This is a genomic window from Chryseobacterium sp. GTID13, assembly GCF_056172655.1.
In genome coordinates this window covers 76763-92731 of record NZ_JAOCMB010000006.1, presented here as the reverse complement: position 1 = coordinate 92731, position 15969 = coordinate 76763, and the positions used below count along the sequence as shown (strand labels likewise).

Annotated in this window: 18 protein-coding genes and 2 pseudogenes; 13 read left to right on the top strand and 7 right to left on the bottom strand. The window is 38.4% G+C overall.

Annotated features, from left to right (window positions below; translation table 11 throughout):
- Positions 1-17: 17 nt before the first annotated feature.
- Both N4G44_RS16650 and upp read left to right on the top strand, forming a co-directional pair.
- Positions 18-362: a four helix bundle protein gene (locus tag N4G44_RS16650; protein WP_474928441.1), complete on the top strand. Its 345-nt coding sequence runs from the start codon at positions 18-20 to the stop codon at positions 360-362.
- Between the two features lie 50 nt (positions 363-412).
- Positions 413-1063 carry a uracil phosphoribosyltransferase gene (gene upp / locus N4G44_RS16645; RefSeq protein ID WP_474928440.1) on the top strand — a complete coding sequence of 217 codons (651 nt, stop codon included), beginning with the start codon at positions 413-415 and terminating at the stop codon, positions 1061-1063.
- On the opposite strand, the gene N4G44_RS16640 is transcribed toward upp, so the two are convergent.
- The 4 genes from N4G44_RS16640 to N4G44_RS16625 form a co-directional block, all read right to left on the bottom strand.
- Positions 1064-1756 carry an alpha/beta fold hydrolase gene (locus N4G44_RS16640; RefSeq protein WP_474928439.1) on the bottom strand — a complete coding sequence of 231 codons (693 nt, stop codon included), beginning with the start codon at positions 1754-1756 and terminating at the stop codon, positions 1064-1066.
- A 205-nt stretch (positions 1757-1961) separates the two neighbouring features.
- Positions 1962-2615, bottom strand: a complete 654-nt coding sequence (locus N4G44_RS16635) for a ComF family protein (RefSeq protein WP_474928438.1) — start codon at positions 2613-2615, stop codon at positions 1962-1964.
- Between the two features lie 108 nt (positions 2616-2723).
- On the bottom strand, positions 2724-3209 hold the full coding sequence (locus N4G44_RS16630) for a short-chain fatty acyl-CoA regulator family protein (protein ID WP_474928437.1): 486 nt from the start codon (positions 3207-3209) through the stop codon (positions 2724-2726).
- Complete coding sequence (locus tag N4G44_RS16625) at positions 3167-4210, bottom strand: helix-turn-helix domain-containing protein (protein WP_474928436.1); 1044 nt, start codon at positions 4208-4210, stop codon at positions 3167-3169. Before N4G44_RS16625 ends, N4G44_RS16630 begins: the two co-directional genes overlap by 43 nt.
- Before the next feature lie 123 nt (positions 4211-4333).
- Between N4G44_RS16625 and aceB the strand changes: the two genes are divergently transcribed.
- The 3 genes and pseudogenes from aceB to N4G44_RS16610 all read left to right on the top strand — a co-directional run bounded on the left by aceB (position 4334) and on the right by N4G44_RS16610 (position 7830).
- The gene (aceB, locus tag N4G44_RS16620) at positions 4334-5911 is read left to right on the top strand and encodes a malate synthase A (RefSeq protein ID WP_474928435.1); all 1578 of its coding nucleotides are present in this window, start codon (positions 4334-4336) and stop codon (positions 5909-5911) included.
- 126 nt (positions 5912-6037) lie between these two features.
- Positions 6038-7317, top strand: a pseudogene (gene aceA, locus N4G44_RS16615) (isocitrate lyase).
- A 123-nt stretch (positions 7318-7440) separates the two neighbouring features.
- Positions 7441-7830 carry an acyl-CoA thioesterase gene (locus N4G44_RS16610; RefSeq protein ID WP_474928434.1) on the top strand — a complete coding sequence of 130 codons (390 nt, stop codon included), beginning with the start codon at positions 7441-7443 and terminating at the stop codon, positions 7828-7830.
- A gap of 59 nt (positions 7831-7889) precedes the next feature.
- On the opposite strand, the gene N4G44_RS16605 is transcribed toward N4G44_RS16610, so the two are convergent.
- The gene (locus N4G44_RS16605; protein WP_474928433.1) at positions 7890-8411 is read right to left on the bottom strand and encodes a WG repeat-containing protein; all 522 of its coding nucleotides are present in this window, start codon (positions 8409-8411) and stop codon (positions 7890-7892) included.
- On the bottom strand, positions 8408-9325 hold the full coding sequence (locus tag N4G44_RS16600; RefSeq protein WP_474928432.1) for a hypothetical protein: 918 nt from the start codon (positions 9323-9325) through the stop codon (positions 8408-8410). Before N4G44_RS16600 ends, N4G44_RS16605 begins: the two co-directional genes overlap by 4 nt.
- Before the next feature lie 61 nt (positions 9326-9386).
- Here N4G44_RS16600 and N4G44_RS16595 point away from each other — a divergent pair, with 61 nt between their 5' ends.
- The 4 genes and pseudogenes from N4G44_RS16595 to N4G44_RS16580 all read left to right on the top strand — a co-directional run bounded on the left by N4G44_RS16595 (position 9387) and on the right by N4G44_RS16580 (position 12391).
- Positions 9387-9833, top strand: a complete 447-nt coding sequence (locus N4G44_RS16595) for a 6-pyruvoyl trahydropterin synthase family protein (protein WP_040998146.1) — start codon at positions 9387-9389, stop codon at positions 9831-9833.
- A gap of 27 nt (positions 9834-9860) precedes the next feature.
- Positions 9861-10714, top strand: a pseudogene (locus N4G44_RS16590) (UDP-2,3-diacylglucosamine diphosphatase).
- Between the two features lie 117 nt (positions 10715-10831).
- On the top strand, positions 10832-11815 hold the full coding sequence (locus tag N4G44_RS16585; protein WP_474928431.1) for a LuxE/PaaK family acyltransferase: 984 nt from the start codon (positions 10832-10834) through the stop codon (positions 11813-11815).
- Positions 11816-11845: 30 nt separating this feature from the next.
- On the top strand, positions 11846-12391 hold the full coding sequence (locus N4G44_RS16580; protein ID WP_474928430.1) for a hypothetical protein: 546 nt from the start codon (positions 11846-11848) through the stop codon (positions 12389-12391).
- A gap of 351 nt (positions 12392-12742) precedes the next feature.
- Here N4G44_RS16580 and aqpZ read toward each other — a convergent pair whose 3' ends face one another.
- The gene (gene aqpZ, locus N4G44_RS16575; protein WP_394359171.1) at positions 12743-13462 is read right to left on the bottom strand and encodes an aquaporin Z; all 720 of its coding nucleotides are present in this window, start codon (positions 13460-13462) and stop codon (positions 12743-12745) included.
- Between the two features lie 494 nt (positions 13463-13956).
- On the opposite strand from aqpZ, the gene N4G44_RS16570 reads away from it, so the two are divergent.
- The 4 genes from N4G44_RS16570 to N4G44_RS16555 all read left to right on the top strand — a co-directional run bounded on the left by N4G44_RS16570 (position 13957) and on the right by N4G44_RS16555 (position 15826).
- Positions 13957-14295, top strand: coding sequence for a DUF5715 family protein (locus tag N4G44_RS16570; protein ID WP_474928429.1), 339 nt, complete (start codon positions 13957-13959; stop codon positions 14293-14295).
- Between the two features lie 151 nt (positions 14296-14446).
- Complete coding sequence (locus tag N4G44_RS16565; protein WP_474928428.1) at positions 14447-15058, top strand: hypothetical protein; 612 nt, start codon at positions 14447-14449, stop codon at positions 15056-15058.
- The gene (locus N4G44_RS16560; RefSeq protein ID WP_474928427.1) at positions 15049-15183 is read left to right on the top strand and encodes a hypothetical protein; all 135 of its coding nucleotides are present in this window, start codon (positions 15049-15051) and stop codon (positions 15181-15183) included. Before N4G44_RS16565 ends, N4G44_RS16560 begins: the two co-directional genes overlap by 10 nt.
- Positions 15184-15202: 19 nt before the next feature.
- On the top strand, positions 15203-15826 hold the full coding sequence (locus N4G44_RS16555) for a hypothetical protein (protein ID WP_474928426.1): 624 nt from the start codon (positions 15203-15205) through the stop codon (positions 15824-15826).
- Positions 15827-15969: the final 143 nt, after the last annotated feature.

Here is a 15969-nt window from a genome sequence, read left to right as displayed (position 1 = left end):
CTAGTGCCAATTGTGATATGGAAAAGAAGAATGAAATTTTAAATTTAAGTATCAGATTCTCACTGGACATCATTAAATATACTGAATTACTTGAAAGCAGCAGGAAATTTGTAATTGCAAATCAGCTCTTGAAATCAGGAACATCAGTTGGAGCTAATATTTTTGAGGCACAGAGTGCTGAAAGCAGAGCGGATTTTATTCATAAACTGAAAATTGCAGACAAAGAAGCCAAAGAAACAGAGTACTGGTTATTGTTGTGTGAAAATTCTGAAAATTACAGCTTTGATCCTGCTTTAAAACTACAGTTACTAAGTATCCAAAAACTATTATCTAAAATAATTTCATCTGCCAAGAAATATTAATCGATTCAACAATTATCACATCATCATATCATCACATTATCAAATTGACTATGGTAACAGAACTTTCCAAACAATCTTCTTTAATAAACTCCTGGATCAATGAGCTTAGGAATGTAGACATCCAGCATGACCGAATGAGATTCCGTAGAAATATGGAACGTATTGGTGAAATTGCTGCTTTTGAGATCAGCAAAGGGCTGGAATATAAAGAAGTGGAGATTCAGACTCCTTTAGATAAGATTAAAGTTCAGGAAATAGCGGTTCAACCCGTAATCACCACTATCCTGAGGGCTGGAGTGCCTTTGTTTGAAGGAATTCTAAGCTATCTCGACAGGGCAGACTGTGGTTTCGTGGCTGCGTACAGAAAACATGACGCCAACGATTATTTCTCCATCAAGCAGGATTATCTTACCTGTCCGAATATCGAAGGAAGACCTTTAATTGTTGCAGATCCCATGTTGGCAACAGGAGCTTCACTGATTGAGGCCATCAAAGATCTTTTGACTAATGGAACACCGACCCAGCTGCACATTGTAGCCGCAATTGCTTCCAGACAAGGAGTGGAAACCATTGAAAAAGCTTATCCTGATGCAAAAATCTGGGTAGGAGCCATTGATGAAGGCCTGACTTCAAAAGGATATATCACACCAGGACTTGGTGATGCCGGAGATCTAAGCTACGGTGAAAAACTACAGCGATAACTACAACGAAAGATTCCAGAAGTCTTTCATCAGATCAAATAATAAATTGGGCCGTACTTTTTCCATAGGATGTTTCGTATCCGGAAGTATGGCCAATTTTGCATTCGGGATATTTTTATAGGCACTTACACTTTCTTCAATGCTGACCATATTATCCTTGTCCCCGGTCATGATCTGCACAGGAATATTGATAGCCCAGAGACTGCTTTCATTCAGGACCGGATTTCTTCCAAGGGAAACCATCAGATCTGCAACCGCAGGCAATAATTGCTTCCATTTTGAACCATGTTGCTTATCCAGCTGTTCAGCATATTGCGGAACTTTTAAAAGAATAGCTTCCGGATCAAGCATTTTACTTTCCTTCAAAGCCTGTTCCTCAGTCCAGTCGAATTTTGTTCCCAGAGTCATGATGGAATTAATTCTTTCAGGATACCTTAAAGCATAGCACAATGCAGCATAACCACCCATACTGTGCCCGAAAATACAAACATCATTTAGATTTTCTTTCTGTAGATAATCTCTTATTTCCTCTGTATACTTTTCAATGCTGATACCGGTTTCGGGTAGTGTTGTATTCCCATGACCTGAAAATAAAAGGGTATGGATGTTAAAATATTTTGACAGCTCTTTTTCATAAGGCTTGAAAATATCGCTGTGTCCCAAAGCACCGTGAAGTAAAAGCAGGTTTTTCATGATCAATAGTTTACCGGAAAATTAGGAAAAAGAATCGGAAGATGAAAGACTATTGAGTTTCGGATTTCGAGTTCCGAGTTGCGCGTTTCAGGTTGGCATTACAATATTCAATTCAGATGTCTATAAATTGATCTAACTCCCAACCCGAATCCCGAATCCCGGAACATAAAACCTTAAACCTTAAACTTTGAACCCGAAACGCTCATCACGCATCCACAGCCATCACCAGAACACTCACCTTATTCTCTCCCGCATTCAAAATTTCCCAGGCAATTGACGAAACCGTATTTCCCGTTGTAAAAACATCATCAATTAAAAGGACGTGTTTCCCTGAAATAGGTTTTGAGAGAGAAAAAGGATTCACTGTTTCCAGACGGTGCTTTTTGTCTTTTAACGCCTGTGCTTTTGAATAATGATTTCTCTGTACCAGCTCATGATCAAAAGGAATGGTATAAAATTCTGACAGAGTTTCTGTAAATAAATGAAGCTGATTATAACCTCTTTCCTTCAATTTTTTGGGATGAAGCGGAACGGAAACCAGAAGATCCGGTTGTTCGTTTTTAAAGTCAAGCCGTTCTGTTGTCCATTCAGCAAGAGTTTTCCCGGCATTTTCTCTGCTTTTGTATTTCAGCTCATGGATCAGTTTTCGGCTTAAACCATTTTCCTCGAATTTCATTAAAGCATAAGTTCTTTCGACAGGGAACAGGAGCCTGCATTTTTCTTTGATAACAGTGTCGCTGAAATAATCAGAATGGGTAAAATGAATCTGTTCAAAGCATAAGCTGCAGACTAAAAGATCTCCGTCAATGATCCGGTTGCAGTCTATACAGCGGTTTGGGAAAAATAAATCTAGTATCATTGGTGTGTTTAATTAAAGAATAAAGATATAAGAAATTTAGATTAGACCCCTGCTTTCTAACTTCACATATTCACAATTCACAATTCACAATTCACAATTCATTACTCATTACTCATTATCCACTATCATCTGCTTCCTGATCTTCTCAATCGCATTCTTCATGCTAAGATTAAAATATTCCTTTTCCAGACGTACCGGTGGTGCCTGCCTTACTTCACAATCAGGAATACTGCAGGATTCGCAGGTTACTCCTACATTAATCGTCTTTAAGGTCGGCGATTTTACAAAACCAATCTTTTTAATGGTCTGCGTGTTCAATAAAATTCCAAGACAGTAACTTCTGTTGCTGCCATCTGAAAACGGATTCCTCTGTGAGGTTGAAATTACAAGATAGCTTACTCCCTGGTCTTTATAATGGGAGATCTGGGCATCTGTAAGAGTTTCATTTTCTTTTAAATGATGCAGGTTTTTCACAGCGATCCATCTTCGGCAGTAATGTTCGTTGGTTGCATTTGCATGGGGTGCCTGCTGATGGTTCAGGTGGAGCTCCTTTAGAATCTGGATCTTATCCGAATTTTTTTCTTGACCAGACACAGGTAAAACAGATCCTTGATTCCTAATTCGGAAGAAAGCAGGTTGGTGAGCCTGTAATAAAAAGTTTCAGGGGAATCTGTGAAATTTTCGATCAGTTCTTCAAAGCTTTTCGGCTCCCATGTATGTTGAAGGAGGAATTCTGTTGTTTTTTCAACCGTCTTTTCTTTAGAGATCAGCAGGGCTCCGGCGAAATACGAAGCATAAAAATTATTCAGTATTTCCTCAAAACTTCCAAAATCCAACCACGAATAGGTGTTTGGACGGACTTTTAATTCCAAAACATTAAATCCGATCTCTTTAGCTAAAATAAATGTTCGCTGGTCTTTTTCCAGCTTTTCGTTCAAAAGCAGCAGTTTCTGTTCCGGGATAAAAAGGGAACGCAGATTATCCAGAGCGCCGAACTGTACGAAATCTTCAGATCTTATGTTGTAATTGAATTTTTCAGTAAGAATGTTTTCCAGTACGGAAGCTCTCAGGTCTTTGCTGATGTCAAGTCCGTTTTGCTTAATAAATTCTTTTGCTTTCTCTTCAATTTCAGGAAAATAATTATCATAAAGCTCTTGGAAAGACCGAAGCACGGCGAAATAAAAACGTTCTTTTCCAAGATTGTAATTCTGGGAAATTTCAATGAGGGCATTGATGAAAGCGGTTACTTTTTTGGGAGCATCACTGATAATGCTGATCAGGTTGTTTTTATTAATACCAAAAAGATCCAGCGGTACTTCCTTGAAAAAATCCGATTGCAGAATTTCGTTAAATGGGGCAAGGCTTTTATCCAGCTTGGTAGAGACCAGCTCATCAAAAGTACAGTTCAGTGATTCAGAAAGCAGGATGATCTTGTCATGCTTCGGATATTTTTTTCCGTTTTCAATTTCGTTAAGGTAAGATTTGGACAGTCCGGTCTTTACAGCAAGATCCTGCAGAGACCAGTTTTTCTTTTGTCTCAGCTGTTTCAGCTTCAATCCGAATACTGTTTTGATATAATCACTTTCTGAATTCATAATCAAATATAAAGAATGATTGCGATTATTCGCATAATAATTTTTAAAAAAAATAGCGAACGTTCGCTATTTGTGAATATTTTTATTTATGTTTGTAATATTAAATCACAAAATCAACAGGTTATGGAAACAAAGACACAACTGAAAATAAAAGCTGATAAGCAGTTTGAGGAGGTTTTTACTCCGGAATTGACTGATTTTTTAATTACCCTTCACCAGCATTTTAATCAAAAAAGATTAGATCTGTTGGAAGAAAGAAAAAATACACAGCAGTTTTTCGATTCTGGAAACCTTCCCGGGTTCTTCCCGGAAACGGAAGAGGTGAGAAACGGTAACTGGACTTGCGCGCCGCTTCCGGATGATTTACTCGACAGAAGAGTAGAGATTACAGGGCCTGTAGACCGCAAAATGATCATCAATGCTTTGAATTCCGGTGCCAGGACTTTTATGGCCGATTTTGAAGACAGCAGCTCGCCTACCTGGGAAAACTGTATTCAGGGACAGATTAACCTGGCGGATGCAGTAAGGCGCAACATAGATTTTACGGCTGAAAACGGAAAATCTTACCAGCTTAATGAAAAAACAGCTGTGCTGCAGGTTCGTCCGAGAGGATTGCATCTTCCGGAAAAGCATATGGAGATCAATGGAGAAGAAGCTTCAGGCTCGCTGACTGATTTTGGAATTTACTTTTTCAATAACGCAGAGCAGCTGCTGAAAAGCGGAAGCGGTCCTTATTTTTACCTGCCTAAGCTGGAGCATTATAAAGAAGCCCGCTGGTGGAATGATGTTTTTGTTTTTGCCCAAAACTACCTGGGAATTCCTTCAGGAGCCATTAAAGCTACTGTTTTGATTGAAACGATTACAGCTTCGTTCCAGATCGATGAAATCTTATTTGAACTAAAAGAACACAGTGCCGGCCTGAACTGTGGCAGATGGGACTATATTTTCTCATTCATTAAAAAATTCAGGAACCTTCCCGGATTTTTGCTTCCAGATAGAGATCAGGTAACCATGGCTTCACCTTTTATGAGTGCCTATTCAAAAAGAGTCATTGAAATCTGTCATAAAAGAAACGTTCATGCTATTGGAGGCATGGCTGCCCAGATTCCTGTGAAAAACGATGATGAAGCGAATAACGCTGCTTTTGAAAAAGTAAGAAAAGACAAAGAAAGAGAAGTGAACAATGGTCATGACGGCACTTGGGTAGCGCATCCGGCTTTGGTTTCTGTTGCGAAAGAAGTTTTTGATCGTTATATGCCTGAAAAGAATCAGATTGATAGAAAATTCGAATATCATATTACAGAAAATGACCTTCTGGAAGTTCCACAAGGAGAAATTACAGCAAAAGGAGTCAGAAAAAATATCAATATCGGTATTCTGTACCTGGAAAGCTGGCTGATGGGAACTGGCGCAGCAGCCATTTACAACCTGATGGAAGATGCGGCAACTGCCGAAATTTCAAGAACGCAGCTCTGGCAATGGCTGAGAAATGAAGCAAAACTGGATGACGGCCAGGTCCTGACCCGTGAAATGATCCTTCAATGGGAGGCTGAAGAAATCGAAAATATTGAAAAATATGTAGGTGAAGAACGTTTCAAAAACGGAAAATTCAATCTTGCAAAAGAGCTTTTCAATGAACTGGTATTTGCGGAAAAATTCGAGGAATTCCTCACTTTAAAGGCTTATCCCTTTATTGAGTAAGAGAGTGTGAGTGTAAGAGATTTTATAGGTAAAAAAAGAAAAGATCCTATTACAATTTATCATAAACTTTCACTTAATCCCTGCAACCTACAACCTAATCCCTAATAAACAATAAATCCAAATATTATGAAAACAAGACAAGAACAGATCCATGCTATAGAACAGGATTGGCTGAATAATCCTCGCTGGAATGGAGTAAAAAGAACGTATACCGCTGAAGAAGTATTAAAACTGCGCGGTTCTTACAAGATTGATTATACCATTGCAACAGAAATGTCCAAAAAATTCTGGGATAAGCTGAATAACCAGAATTATGTAGCCGGACTTGGCGCCTTAACAGGTAACCAGGCGGTGCAGGAAGTAGACGCCGGACTGGAAGCTATTTATCTTTCAGGATGGCAGGTAGCTGCGGATGCCAACCTTTCAGGGGAAATGTATCCTGACCAGTCACTGTATCCTGCCAATTCAGTGCCTTCTGTGGTGAAAAAATTAATAATGCCTTACTGAGGGCAGATCAGGTCCAGTCGGTGAGTGGAAATGGGAATAAAGAATATCTCGTTCCGATTATTGCAGATGCAGAAGCCGGATTCGGTGGAAATTTAAATGCTTTTGAGCTGATGAAGCAAATGATTGAAGCAGGAGCCGCGGCAGTTCATTTTGAAGACCAGCTTTCTTCAGCCAAAAAATGCGGTCACCTTGGAGGAAAAGTGTTGGTTCCTACTCAGGAAGCCATTAACAAACTTATTGCAGCCCGTCTGGCTTCTGATGTCTTGGGTGTGCCAAGCATCATTATTGCGAGAACAGATGCCGATGCTGCAGATCTTCTGACTTCGGATATTGATGACAGGGATAAAAAATTTGTAACCGGAGAAAGAACTTCCGAAGGTTTCTATGTAGTGAAGAACGGAGTAGAGCAGGGAATTGACAGAGGATTGTCTTACGCTCCGTATGCAGACCTGATCTGGATGGAAACCTCCAATCCCGATCTGGAGCAGGCCAGAAAATTTGCCGAAGGCATCCATGCTCAGTTTCCTGGAAAAATGCTGGCTTATAACTGTTCACCGTCATTCAACTGGGCGGCAAGGCTTAGTGTGGAAGAAATGGCGAATTTCCGTGAAGAACTTGCCAAAATGGGCTACAAATTCCAGTTTATCACACTGGCAGGTTTCCATGCCCTGAATACAGCGATGTTCGAGCTTGCTTTAGCTTATAAAGAAAGAGGAATGGCTGGGTACTCCGAGCTTCAGGAACGTGAGTTTGCCCTTCAGCAGAAAGGTTTCAGGGCGGTAAAACACCAGTCGTTTGTAGGTACAGGATATTTTGATGAAGTTCAGAATGTTGTGACCAACGGCTCTTCTACAACAGTAGCGATGAAAGACTCTACAGAAACGGCACAGTTTCATTGATCATTTTCCATATACATAAATTTTAGTTGTGAACCTTCTCAGTTTTGGGAAGGTTTTTTGTTTTGATGAATGTTTAAAACTTTAAAGTCCATATCTTTGACTACCAATGAAGACGAAATACCAATGAATTTAATTTATCAAAAACAGATTGAGGTAACAAAAGAGCATATAGACCAGAACAGCCATGTCAATAATGTGCAGTATGTACACTGGGTAGAAGAAATGGCAGGCGAGCACTGGGAAAAAGTAAAGGATAAGACAGATTATCCCGAAGATATCTGGATGCTTGTTGATCATCATATTCAATACAAAAAACAAGTCTATCTCGGAGATATACTTACCGTTAAAACCTATCCGAAACCTCCTGAAGGCATCAGGCAACCCAGAAAAGTTGAGTTTTACTGTAATGATCAGCTTGTAGTGGATTCAGATACGCTTTGGGTATTGGTTGATCTGAAAACCCAGAAGATTAAAAGACTGGAAAGTAACTGGCTGGATAAGCTTTCACAATAATTGTGCGTTTTCCAAGCTATCAATTTAAATTGCCGTACTAAGCGGCTGGTCCATTCCAATCAGAACTTATAAGCCAATACACCACAGTTTGCTTTAAATTCTTCTAAATCTTTAGTGCTTTTCAAATCATATAATTCTTTAACTTCCTTAAGGCTAATCTCTTTGATGATATTTCCGTACAGATCCAGCAAATACCATTCTCCACCTGCTACGGCATGCTCATCAGGATATTCTTCCGGTTTTTTCCAGTCGCTGTATTCATTATACAGATCGAATTTATATACTTTTCCATTTTTGTTAGCAAGATATAAATCGGGATTCAGCTCCTCTATCCATTCATATTCAAAGGGAATTATTATTTCTGATTGAAGGTTGATAATTCCCCATTTACCCTTTCCTAACTTAAGGCCGGCACTGGTATACAGGTCTTCATTATCACCAGTAATTTTCGGACTGATTTCGTCAAATTCGTCATTGAAGGTCCATGAGAAATCTCCTTTAAATGCTTTTAGTTTTGTAGGATTATTTGTCCAGTCCAGGTAAGCATATTTAGGGTCTGTTTCAATACTGGAATTATTCAAAGTACCCCATTTCTTATCACCATCAAAAAAGCGTACCCATGAGTTTTTTGATCAACCATCTGACCTTCTGTGATTTTCACTTTGGTTTTATCAGTAAAAAAATGAAGACAGATATTATTTTCGCTTTGAGTTAAGGCAGAATCTAAAGTATCATTAACAAATATGTTTTCATAAAATCCATCAATTAAAAATTCATTCTGATGGTTAACGAGGCTGAATCTTCTTTCCTGTTCGATAGTATAAACCGTGTGAGAATGTATTTTCTCAGCAAACTGCAAATTGATATCAGTGAAAACATTCTCCTTTTCATTAAATGCAATACCCGGAATACGGTTGGGCATATATCCTTTTTCCTCTTTTATAAAACGCCCTTTTGTGTCAAAATAAAATAGTTTCTTGATAAAATTTTTAGAGTCTTCCTCATCGTCAGGAAACATGGAAGCGCAAAATACACTGAACTCTTTATAATATCTTATTTCATTAAAATACGGAAGGATCAGAATGCTTTTATTTTTAGAGTCCATCACTCCCATCAGGTGAAAGTAATTTTTATCAAAAAAATGATCAAAAGGCTGAGAACACATATTGATGTTAAAATTTACCTGATACAGAAGATTGTGATATTCCCGCAGGACAGAAAAAGGATGGTACTGATTTTTAAAATGAAGAAAATGCTGATCATCTTTAACAATTACCGGATAAGCGGCCATGAAATTACTATTTCTATGGTTTTCCAGAGAAACATGTTCAAGGTATTCACGAAAATCCAGATCCGGAATAAATTTATAATCAAATCTGTTGGCTTTTTCCTGCTCCTGAATTTCCTCATCCGTATAGATATGGTCTTTTCCAAGATAGGTTCTTATAAAATGATGAGCCTTTTTGAACTCAGCATCCATATTATCGTTATCCATTTTGTAATTTTAAATCAAAGCTAAAATAATTAATTTCAAACTTAAGCCTTATCTTTGCACTATGATACGGATTACAAAAATTTTCACATTCGAGACAGCCCATGTGCTGTACAATTACGATGGGAAATGTAAAAATATGCACGGACATTCCTATAAGCTGTTTGTAACGGTGAAAGGAAGACCCGTTAATGATTTGGAGAATCCCAAAAACGGGATGGTGGTGGATTTTGGAGATATCAAAAGTATCGTGAAATCTGAAATCGTGGATGTCTGGGATCATGCGGTTCTTGTTAATGCACTGTCTCCTCATAAAGAACTTGGGGAAGATCTTGAAAATAAAGGTCACAAAGTAATTTACTGCAGTTTTCAGCCTACCTGTGAGAATATGCTGTATGCTATTGCAGCAAAAATAAAATCGAAACTTCCGGCTGAGGTTTCCCTGGCCTACCTTAAACTTCACGAAACGGAAAACTCCTATGGAGAATGGTTCGCAGAAGACAATAAGTAACAGTAATGTACAATAAAACTCAGACCGGTGTTAAAAACGATCATTAATTTAGAACCTGGAAAAAAAGTCTATTTTGCTTCAGACCAGCATTTTGGCGCTCCCAATCCTAAGGAAAGTAAGATGCGCGAAGAGAAATTCATCCGGTGGATGGACGAGATCAAGGAAGATGCACAGGTTTTGTTTTTAATGGGTGATCTGTTTGATTTCTGGCACGAATGGAAACATGTAATCCCCAAAGGGTATGTACGTGTTCTCGGGAAAATAGCCGAGCTGAAAGACAGGGGAATCCATATCTATTTTTTTGTCGGAAACCATGATTTGTGGATGAAAGACTACCTGGAAGAAGAAATAGGATGTACCGTCTTTTACAAAAAACAGTATTTTGAGATGGGGGAAAGCAGTTTCTTCTCGCTCACGGAGATGGTCTTGGACCGGGTGATAAGGGCTATAAAAGAATGAAAAAACTGTTCACAAATCCTGTGGCACAATGGTTTTTTAAATGGCTTCATCCCGATATTGCCATGAAAGTGGCCCTGTATCTTTCCCAGAAAAATAAAATGATCTCCGGAGAAGAAGACAAAGCATTCCTGGGTGAAGATAAAGAGTTTCTTATTATCTATTCAAAAGAAAAACTGAAGTCCGAGAAACTGGATTACTTTATCTATGGCCACCGCCATCTTCCGATGGTACTGGACCTGGAACATAAAGCAAAATACATCAACCTTGGCGACTGGATCTCTTACTTCACTTACGGGGTTTTTGAAAAGGATTTTGAGCTGAAAACTTTTGCAGACGGGACAAAAAAAATTACCCCTGAGAGAGGTAATTTTCGAATGAACCGAAGTTCACTCTTGTTTTTAATCCATATTCCGGTTAAGTAATTGCAAGAAGTTTACCAAAGTAGAATTCTTCGATTAAAAAAATATTAAAAAAAATACACTATTAATGTAACTGATTTATTTTCAGTTATTTAATTGGTTTAAAATAGTCTTTAAAAATTGAAAAATATATTCGATATTCGGACAGAGCAGGATTTTCTGGAAGCATCATTGGCAGCTTTTCGTTACCAGTATGACCATATTGAGGTATATGGAAAGTTTGTGGATTTTCTGAAAATTAATCCGGCTGAGGTGAATAGTTTGGCGAAAATTCCTTTTCTGCCGATCGAGATGTTTAAAAAACATCAGATTTTAGATAAAAATGCGACGGCAGATCTGTTCTTTCAGAGCTCAGGAACGACCCAGATGAATCTTTCAAAACACTTTATTGCAGATCCGGGGCTCTATGAAGAAAGCATTTCTAAAAGTTTTGAACAGTTTATAGGGAAGCCCGAAGACTTTGTATTTCTTGGCCTGCTTCCAAGCTATCTGGAGAAGCAGAACTCTTCTTTGATCTACATGGTAGACGATCTCATGAAAAAATCGGGAAAACCTGAGAACGGATATTTTCTTTACAATCATGCTGAGCTGTTTCAGCTTTTGAATGATTTAAAAGACAAAAAAGTTATTCTTTTCGGGGTATCATTTGCTTTGCTGGACTTCCTTGATTCCGTTGAATCTATGGGACTTTCAATTTTCGGATCCCAAAATCTGATCGTTATTGAAACCGGCGGAATGAAAGGCAGAAAAGAAGAAATGACCAAGGACGAGCTTCTGAAAATCCTTCAGGATGGTTTTAAAACTGAGAAAATTTATTCAGAATATTCAATGACAGAGCTGCTTTCACAGGCATATTCCCTGGGAAATAACGAATATCAGTCTCCAAACTGGATGAAAATTTTGGTTCGGAATGCAGAAGATCCTTTTTCCTATGAAAAAGAGGGCCGGACCGGGGCCATCAATATTATAGATCTCGCCAATATCCATTCGTGCTGCTTTATTGCTACCCAGGATTTAGGGAAAACCCTTCCGGGAGATAAATTTCAGGTATTGGGAAGAATAGATCACTCCGATATCCGCGGATGTAGTTTATTGGTTTCCTGATAGCAGGTAACAACATAAAAATTAGCTGTAATGCTGAAAATAGAAGAACTTGTTCACGCATACATTCATTCCCATTGTGATTTCGAAAAAGAAATTGTACTGACGAATTATTTCCAGGCCGACTGGGAAGCGGATATGCTGTTCATAGATGCGGATGGATTCAGTCATGAAATTGAGATCAAACTTTCAAAAAGTGATTTTAAAAATGATTTCAAAAAATCATACCTCAATAAAGATACCGGTGAGAAATTCCTGAAGCATGATAAGATTTCATGCGGTGACTATATGTGCAATGCTTTCAGCTTTCTTCTTCCGATGGGAATGATAGATCATGCTGTGATTCCGGAACATTGCGGAATTATCGAATTTTACCACAATGCCGATACCTGGGAAACCGAGTTTTATCTCATACGCAAACCTAAAAGAGTGCACGAAGATTCCTACTGGAAACTGAATGACAAAGATCTTTTTATCCGCAAAATGGCCCTGAACCTATTACAACGTAAACTGGAGATCAAAGGGAAGCATGAGGAACTTATCTTTAAAAATCCTTTCGACATCAAAAAAGCTAAATAACCTGATTTCGGGATAAGAAGTCAAGATTAAAAGGTTGGGAGCTGGAAGAGAGAGACTGGAAGTTACTATTAGAACAATGATATTAAATATCAACCCTTAAATTTGTTGAACCGGAGTAAAAAAATAATAAAACCGTGGAATCTTTTTGTCTTTGGACTTCATTAACTTCCCTCTTCCGGCTTCAAACTTCCCCACCTTATTATACAAACGAAAATGTCTTAACCCGAACTCAGGTTAAATAAAAACTTCTGCATTGTGTTTCTGTAAATGTAAGCTCGGAAGAGAAATAATTTTCGCCCATAAAAAAATCCTGCCGCCTGACAGGATTTTATATAAAGATCAAAATTAATATTAATCGGTAACTTCAGCAGTATCTCTCTGAAGTAAGAATTTGTAGATCAAACCTCCTGTAATTCCTCCTAAAATAGGCGCCGCCCAGAACAGCCAAAGCTGAGACATCGCAAGCCCACCCGTGAAAACAGCCTGTGAAAGCGATCTTGCCGGGTTTACCGAAGTGTTGGTAATAGGAATAGAAATAAGGTGAATCAGGGTAAGAGCCAAACCGATCGCAATACCGGCAAACTTACCGTTAGCCCATTTGTCTGTAGCTCCCATAATAACAATCAGGAAGAAAGCTGTCAATAAAAACTCAGCAAGGAATGCCGCTCCCATGCTGAAAGCTTTTCCATTATAAACTGCTTCTCCGTAGAAGTTCGTTGCAAAAGCTCCCGGTTTGGAAAAATCTACAGCTCCGGAACCGCTAAGGATAACATACAGGCATCCTGCTGCAAGAAGTGCCCCAAGGCATTGGGCCACAACATAAGGGATAAGATCTTTAGCCGAGAATCTGCCTCCCGCCAAAAGTCCGAAAGAAACGGCCGGATTGAAATGTCCTCCGGAAATATGCCCTACAGCATATGCCATTGTAAGAACCGTAAGACCAAAGGCTAATGCAACCCCTAAAAGGCCAATACCGATGTCGGGAACTCCGGCAGCAAATACTGCGCTTCCGCAACCCCCAAAAACAAGCCAAAATGTGCCGAAAAATTCAGCAAAAAGTTTTTTTATCATATGTTTATTATTTAAATGCATCTCAAATGTAAAATTTAAATTTTAAAATTAAAAGATAAAATTTAAAAAACTTTTAAGATTTGTTAAGATAACATTATGTATTTGGTAATTTGGTTTGATGTTTGTTGGGAATTTTTTAAGAAGACATTATTCGTGGGTTGAATGATATCTCATAAATGTTTATCTTTCGATTAGTAATTTAAAAGAGTGGTTAATGAGAAAGTTTTTTTGTGTAGCCTTTGTGCCCTTTATGTATAGCTTTTATTATTCGCAGGCAGCAAAAAAGCATTCCCCTGCTATGACCTTGCAACTGTAATGAAAGTAGAACCTACTGCTCTGTACAAACCGCATCTGGATGCATCCAAAAGCTTTAATGTAAAATTACTGAAAGATTCCAAAACAGTACAGAAATATATATCCGGCGGGAAATTTCACAAAATAAAAAAAGCGGGAAAGGCTATCGTGTTCAAAAACTGGATTACAGCAGGCCCTACATGGTTTCCAAAGCGAAAGCTACTCTTGAAAAAATGGGCGCCAGATTCAGCAAAGAAACTAAAGGTCATACTTTTACCGTATCATCTATCACAAGAACATTAGAAGACCAGTGCAGGCTCAGGAGAGTCAATTCCAATGCCTCTTTAGGGATCAGTTCCCACAACTACGGCAATTCATTTGACATTTCTTATATCAGGTTTAATGATGTGCTGAAATATAATCCGAAAATGGAAACGGCACTGGAGAAGGTTTTAAAATATTATGCCAATGCCGGAAAAATTTATTACATCAAAGAAAGGCAGCAGAGCTGTTATCACGTCACAGTGAGGAATTATTGATCTGCCGAACAGTCCAAAACCTCATTGTAATCTGGAAAATTTTTAATCCTTAAGATTAAATTTATTTTACAAATAATAAATTTATGATGCGATTATTTGTGCAGGATGTTTAGTTTGTATAATTTTATGCAACTAAATAAACCATGAACTTATGAACGAGAACGATTACAAACTGGCCGTTGCCGAATGGGGCAGATACGTGTCGGATTATTCCAAAATTGCCAGTTTAATTCCTACCAACTACATTTTCGAACTTTCTTCAGGACAGATTGATAAAATCAAGCAGCAGAATAAATATGTGGACGTCTGTGCAGAAGTCGGCGTATACAACGGCGCAATGGTTTTGATCTTCCTTCCTTTGGATGCACAGGGGCATATTGACAAAAGCGTTACCGAATACCAGTACACTGTTTTATGTCCGCTTAAATATGATCTGAGATTGCAGGAAACCAAAGAATTTTCTGTGACCAAGAATGCAGTTCTTTCCGGCAACCTGACCAAAGTGGATGATAATACCAGTACCTCTTTCCCGGTATCCGAGCAGCCGGTTCTGGACCAGGATATAGCTGTAGATGCTATTGAACGCTGGAGAAATGAAGGAATGGAATGGTTCTACCGTGAATGCACCGAATTCGGCGGAGAAAGAGTTTTCCGAAGATTCTATATTCCTATGCAGGATCTTACCCATCCTTATCCTGAAGTGATCGGGATCAAGTGCTCTTTGGGCTCAGACACAATGATATTTATCAGAGAATGCTGGTAACGCTGATTTTCATCTCTTTCCATGAGCTTTTACAGGAGGGAAGCAGTGAAAGTATTATTTCCAATACCTACGACTGGGCGAAACCGTGTCCGCCTGTCTGCCGTATTCCTGAACTTGGATCTTAAATATACAGGATAGATAGGAATGACAGATTTTTTTAAAGCCATTTTATTCCTGAATTATGCTCTGCTTCTATCCGTTATAGTTTTGGGAGCAGCAAAATACCGTATACTGAATAATAAAGAAAAGCAATATTTTCACTGTATTGCTTTTCTTTTTTTGATTGAGCTGCTGAACCTGGTTCTGCCTTATGTCTTCAATCTTAACGATACCTCGTTCCTGTATCCTTTATACATAGCAGGTGAATTTTTTCTGGTTACTGCTTTATTTATCAGAAAACTGAACCTCTCTCCATACTTTCTGGGAATTACAGCGCTGCTGGCCTGTGGATTTATGATATCGAAATATGTATTTAACTATCCGTTCAACAGTGATATTGTAAAAGTAATATCAAATATCATAATTATCTGCCTTTCGGGATTTGCCCTGATCCGTGAAATCAGAGGCGTTTCTGCACAGAACCGCTTTCTTTTTGCAGATGCGGGAATTTTTTTCTACTATTCCGTTTCGGTATTTATTTTTATCATCCAGCACCAGCTTGCAGACCTTTCAGAAGATGATTATTATATTATTCTTAGTGCCAATAATATTCTGTCAGGTATTTTATATTGTTCATTTTTATACACCTTCATCAAATTAAAGAAGTAACCTTAAATATTAGCCTGCTGATCCTTATAATTGTTACCATAACCGTTATAGTTTCGTTTATTCTCTTGGCTTACAGGTCATTTATCAGCAGGATCATTAAAGAAAAAATGCTCAGCATGAAGCCGAGGTTCTTCATCAGAAAA

Excerpts from the sequence above, each read along its gene's own strand:
- N4G44_RS16650 (WP_474928441.1), top strand. The coding sequence starts at position 18 with ATGGAAAAGAAGAATGAAATTTTAAATTTAAGTATCAGATTCTCACTG.
- upp (WP_474928440.1), top strand. The coding sequence starts at position 413 with ATGGTAACAGAACTTTCCAAACAATCTTCTTTAATAAACTCCTGGATC.
- N4G44_RS16640 (WP_474928439.1), bottom strand. The coding sequence starts at position 1,756 with ATGAAAAACCTGCTTTTACTTCACGGTGCTTTGGGACACAGCGATATT.
- N4G44_RS16635 (WP_474928438.1), bottom strand. The coding sequence starts at position 2,615 with ATGATACTAGATTTATTTTTCCCAAACCGCTGTATAGACTGCAACCGG.
- N4G44_RS16625 (WP_474928436.1), bottom strand. The coding sequence starts at position 4,210 with ATGAATTCAGAAAGTGATTATATCAAAACAGTATTCGGATTGAAGCTG.
- aceB (WP_474928435.1), top strand. The coding sequence starts at position 4,334 with ATGGAAACAAAGACACAACTGAAAATAAAAGCTGATAAGCAGTTTGAG.
- N4G44_RS16610 (WP_474928434.1), top strand. The coding sequence starts at position 7,441 with ATGAATTTAATTTATCAAAAACAGATTGAGGTAACAAAAGAGCATATA.
- N4G44_RS16600 (WP_474928432.1), bottom strand. The coding sequence starts at position 9,325 with ATGGATAACGATAATATGGATGCTGAGTTCAAAAAGGCTCATCATTTT.
- N4G44_RS16595 (WP_040998146.1), top strand. The coding sequence starts at position 9,387 with ATGATACGGATTACAAAAATTTTCACATTCGAGACAGCCCATGTGCTG.
- N4G44_RS16580 (WP_474928430.1), top strand. The coding sequence starts at position 11,846 with ATGCTGAAAATAGAAGAACTTGTTCACGCATACATTCATTCCCATTGT.
- aqpZ (WP_394359171.1), bottom strand. The coding sequence starts at position 13,462 with ATGATAAAAAAACTTTTTGCTGAATTTTTCGGCACATTTTGGCTTGTT.
- N4G44_RS16570 (WP_474928429.1), top strand. The coding sequence starts at position 13,957 with ATGGTTTCCAAAGCGAAAGCTACTCTTGAAAAAATGGGCGCCAGATTC.
- N4G44_RS16565 (WP_474928428.1), top strand. The coding sequence starts at position 14,447 with ATGAACGAGAACGATTACAAACTGGCCGTTGCCGAATGGGGCAGATAC.
- N4G44_RS16560 (WP_474928427.1), top strand. The coding sequence starts at position 15,049 with ATGCTGGTAACGCTGATTTTCATCTCTTTCCATGAGCTTTTACAGGAG.
- N4G44_RS16555 (WP_474928426.1), top strand. The coding sequence starts at position 15,203 with ATGACAGATTTTTTTAAAGCCATTTTATTCCTGAATTATGCTCTGCTT.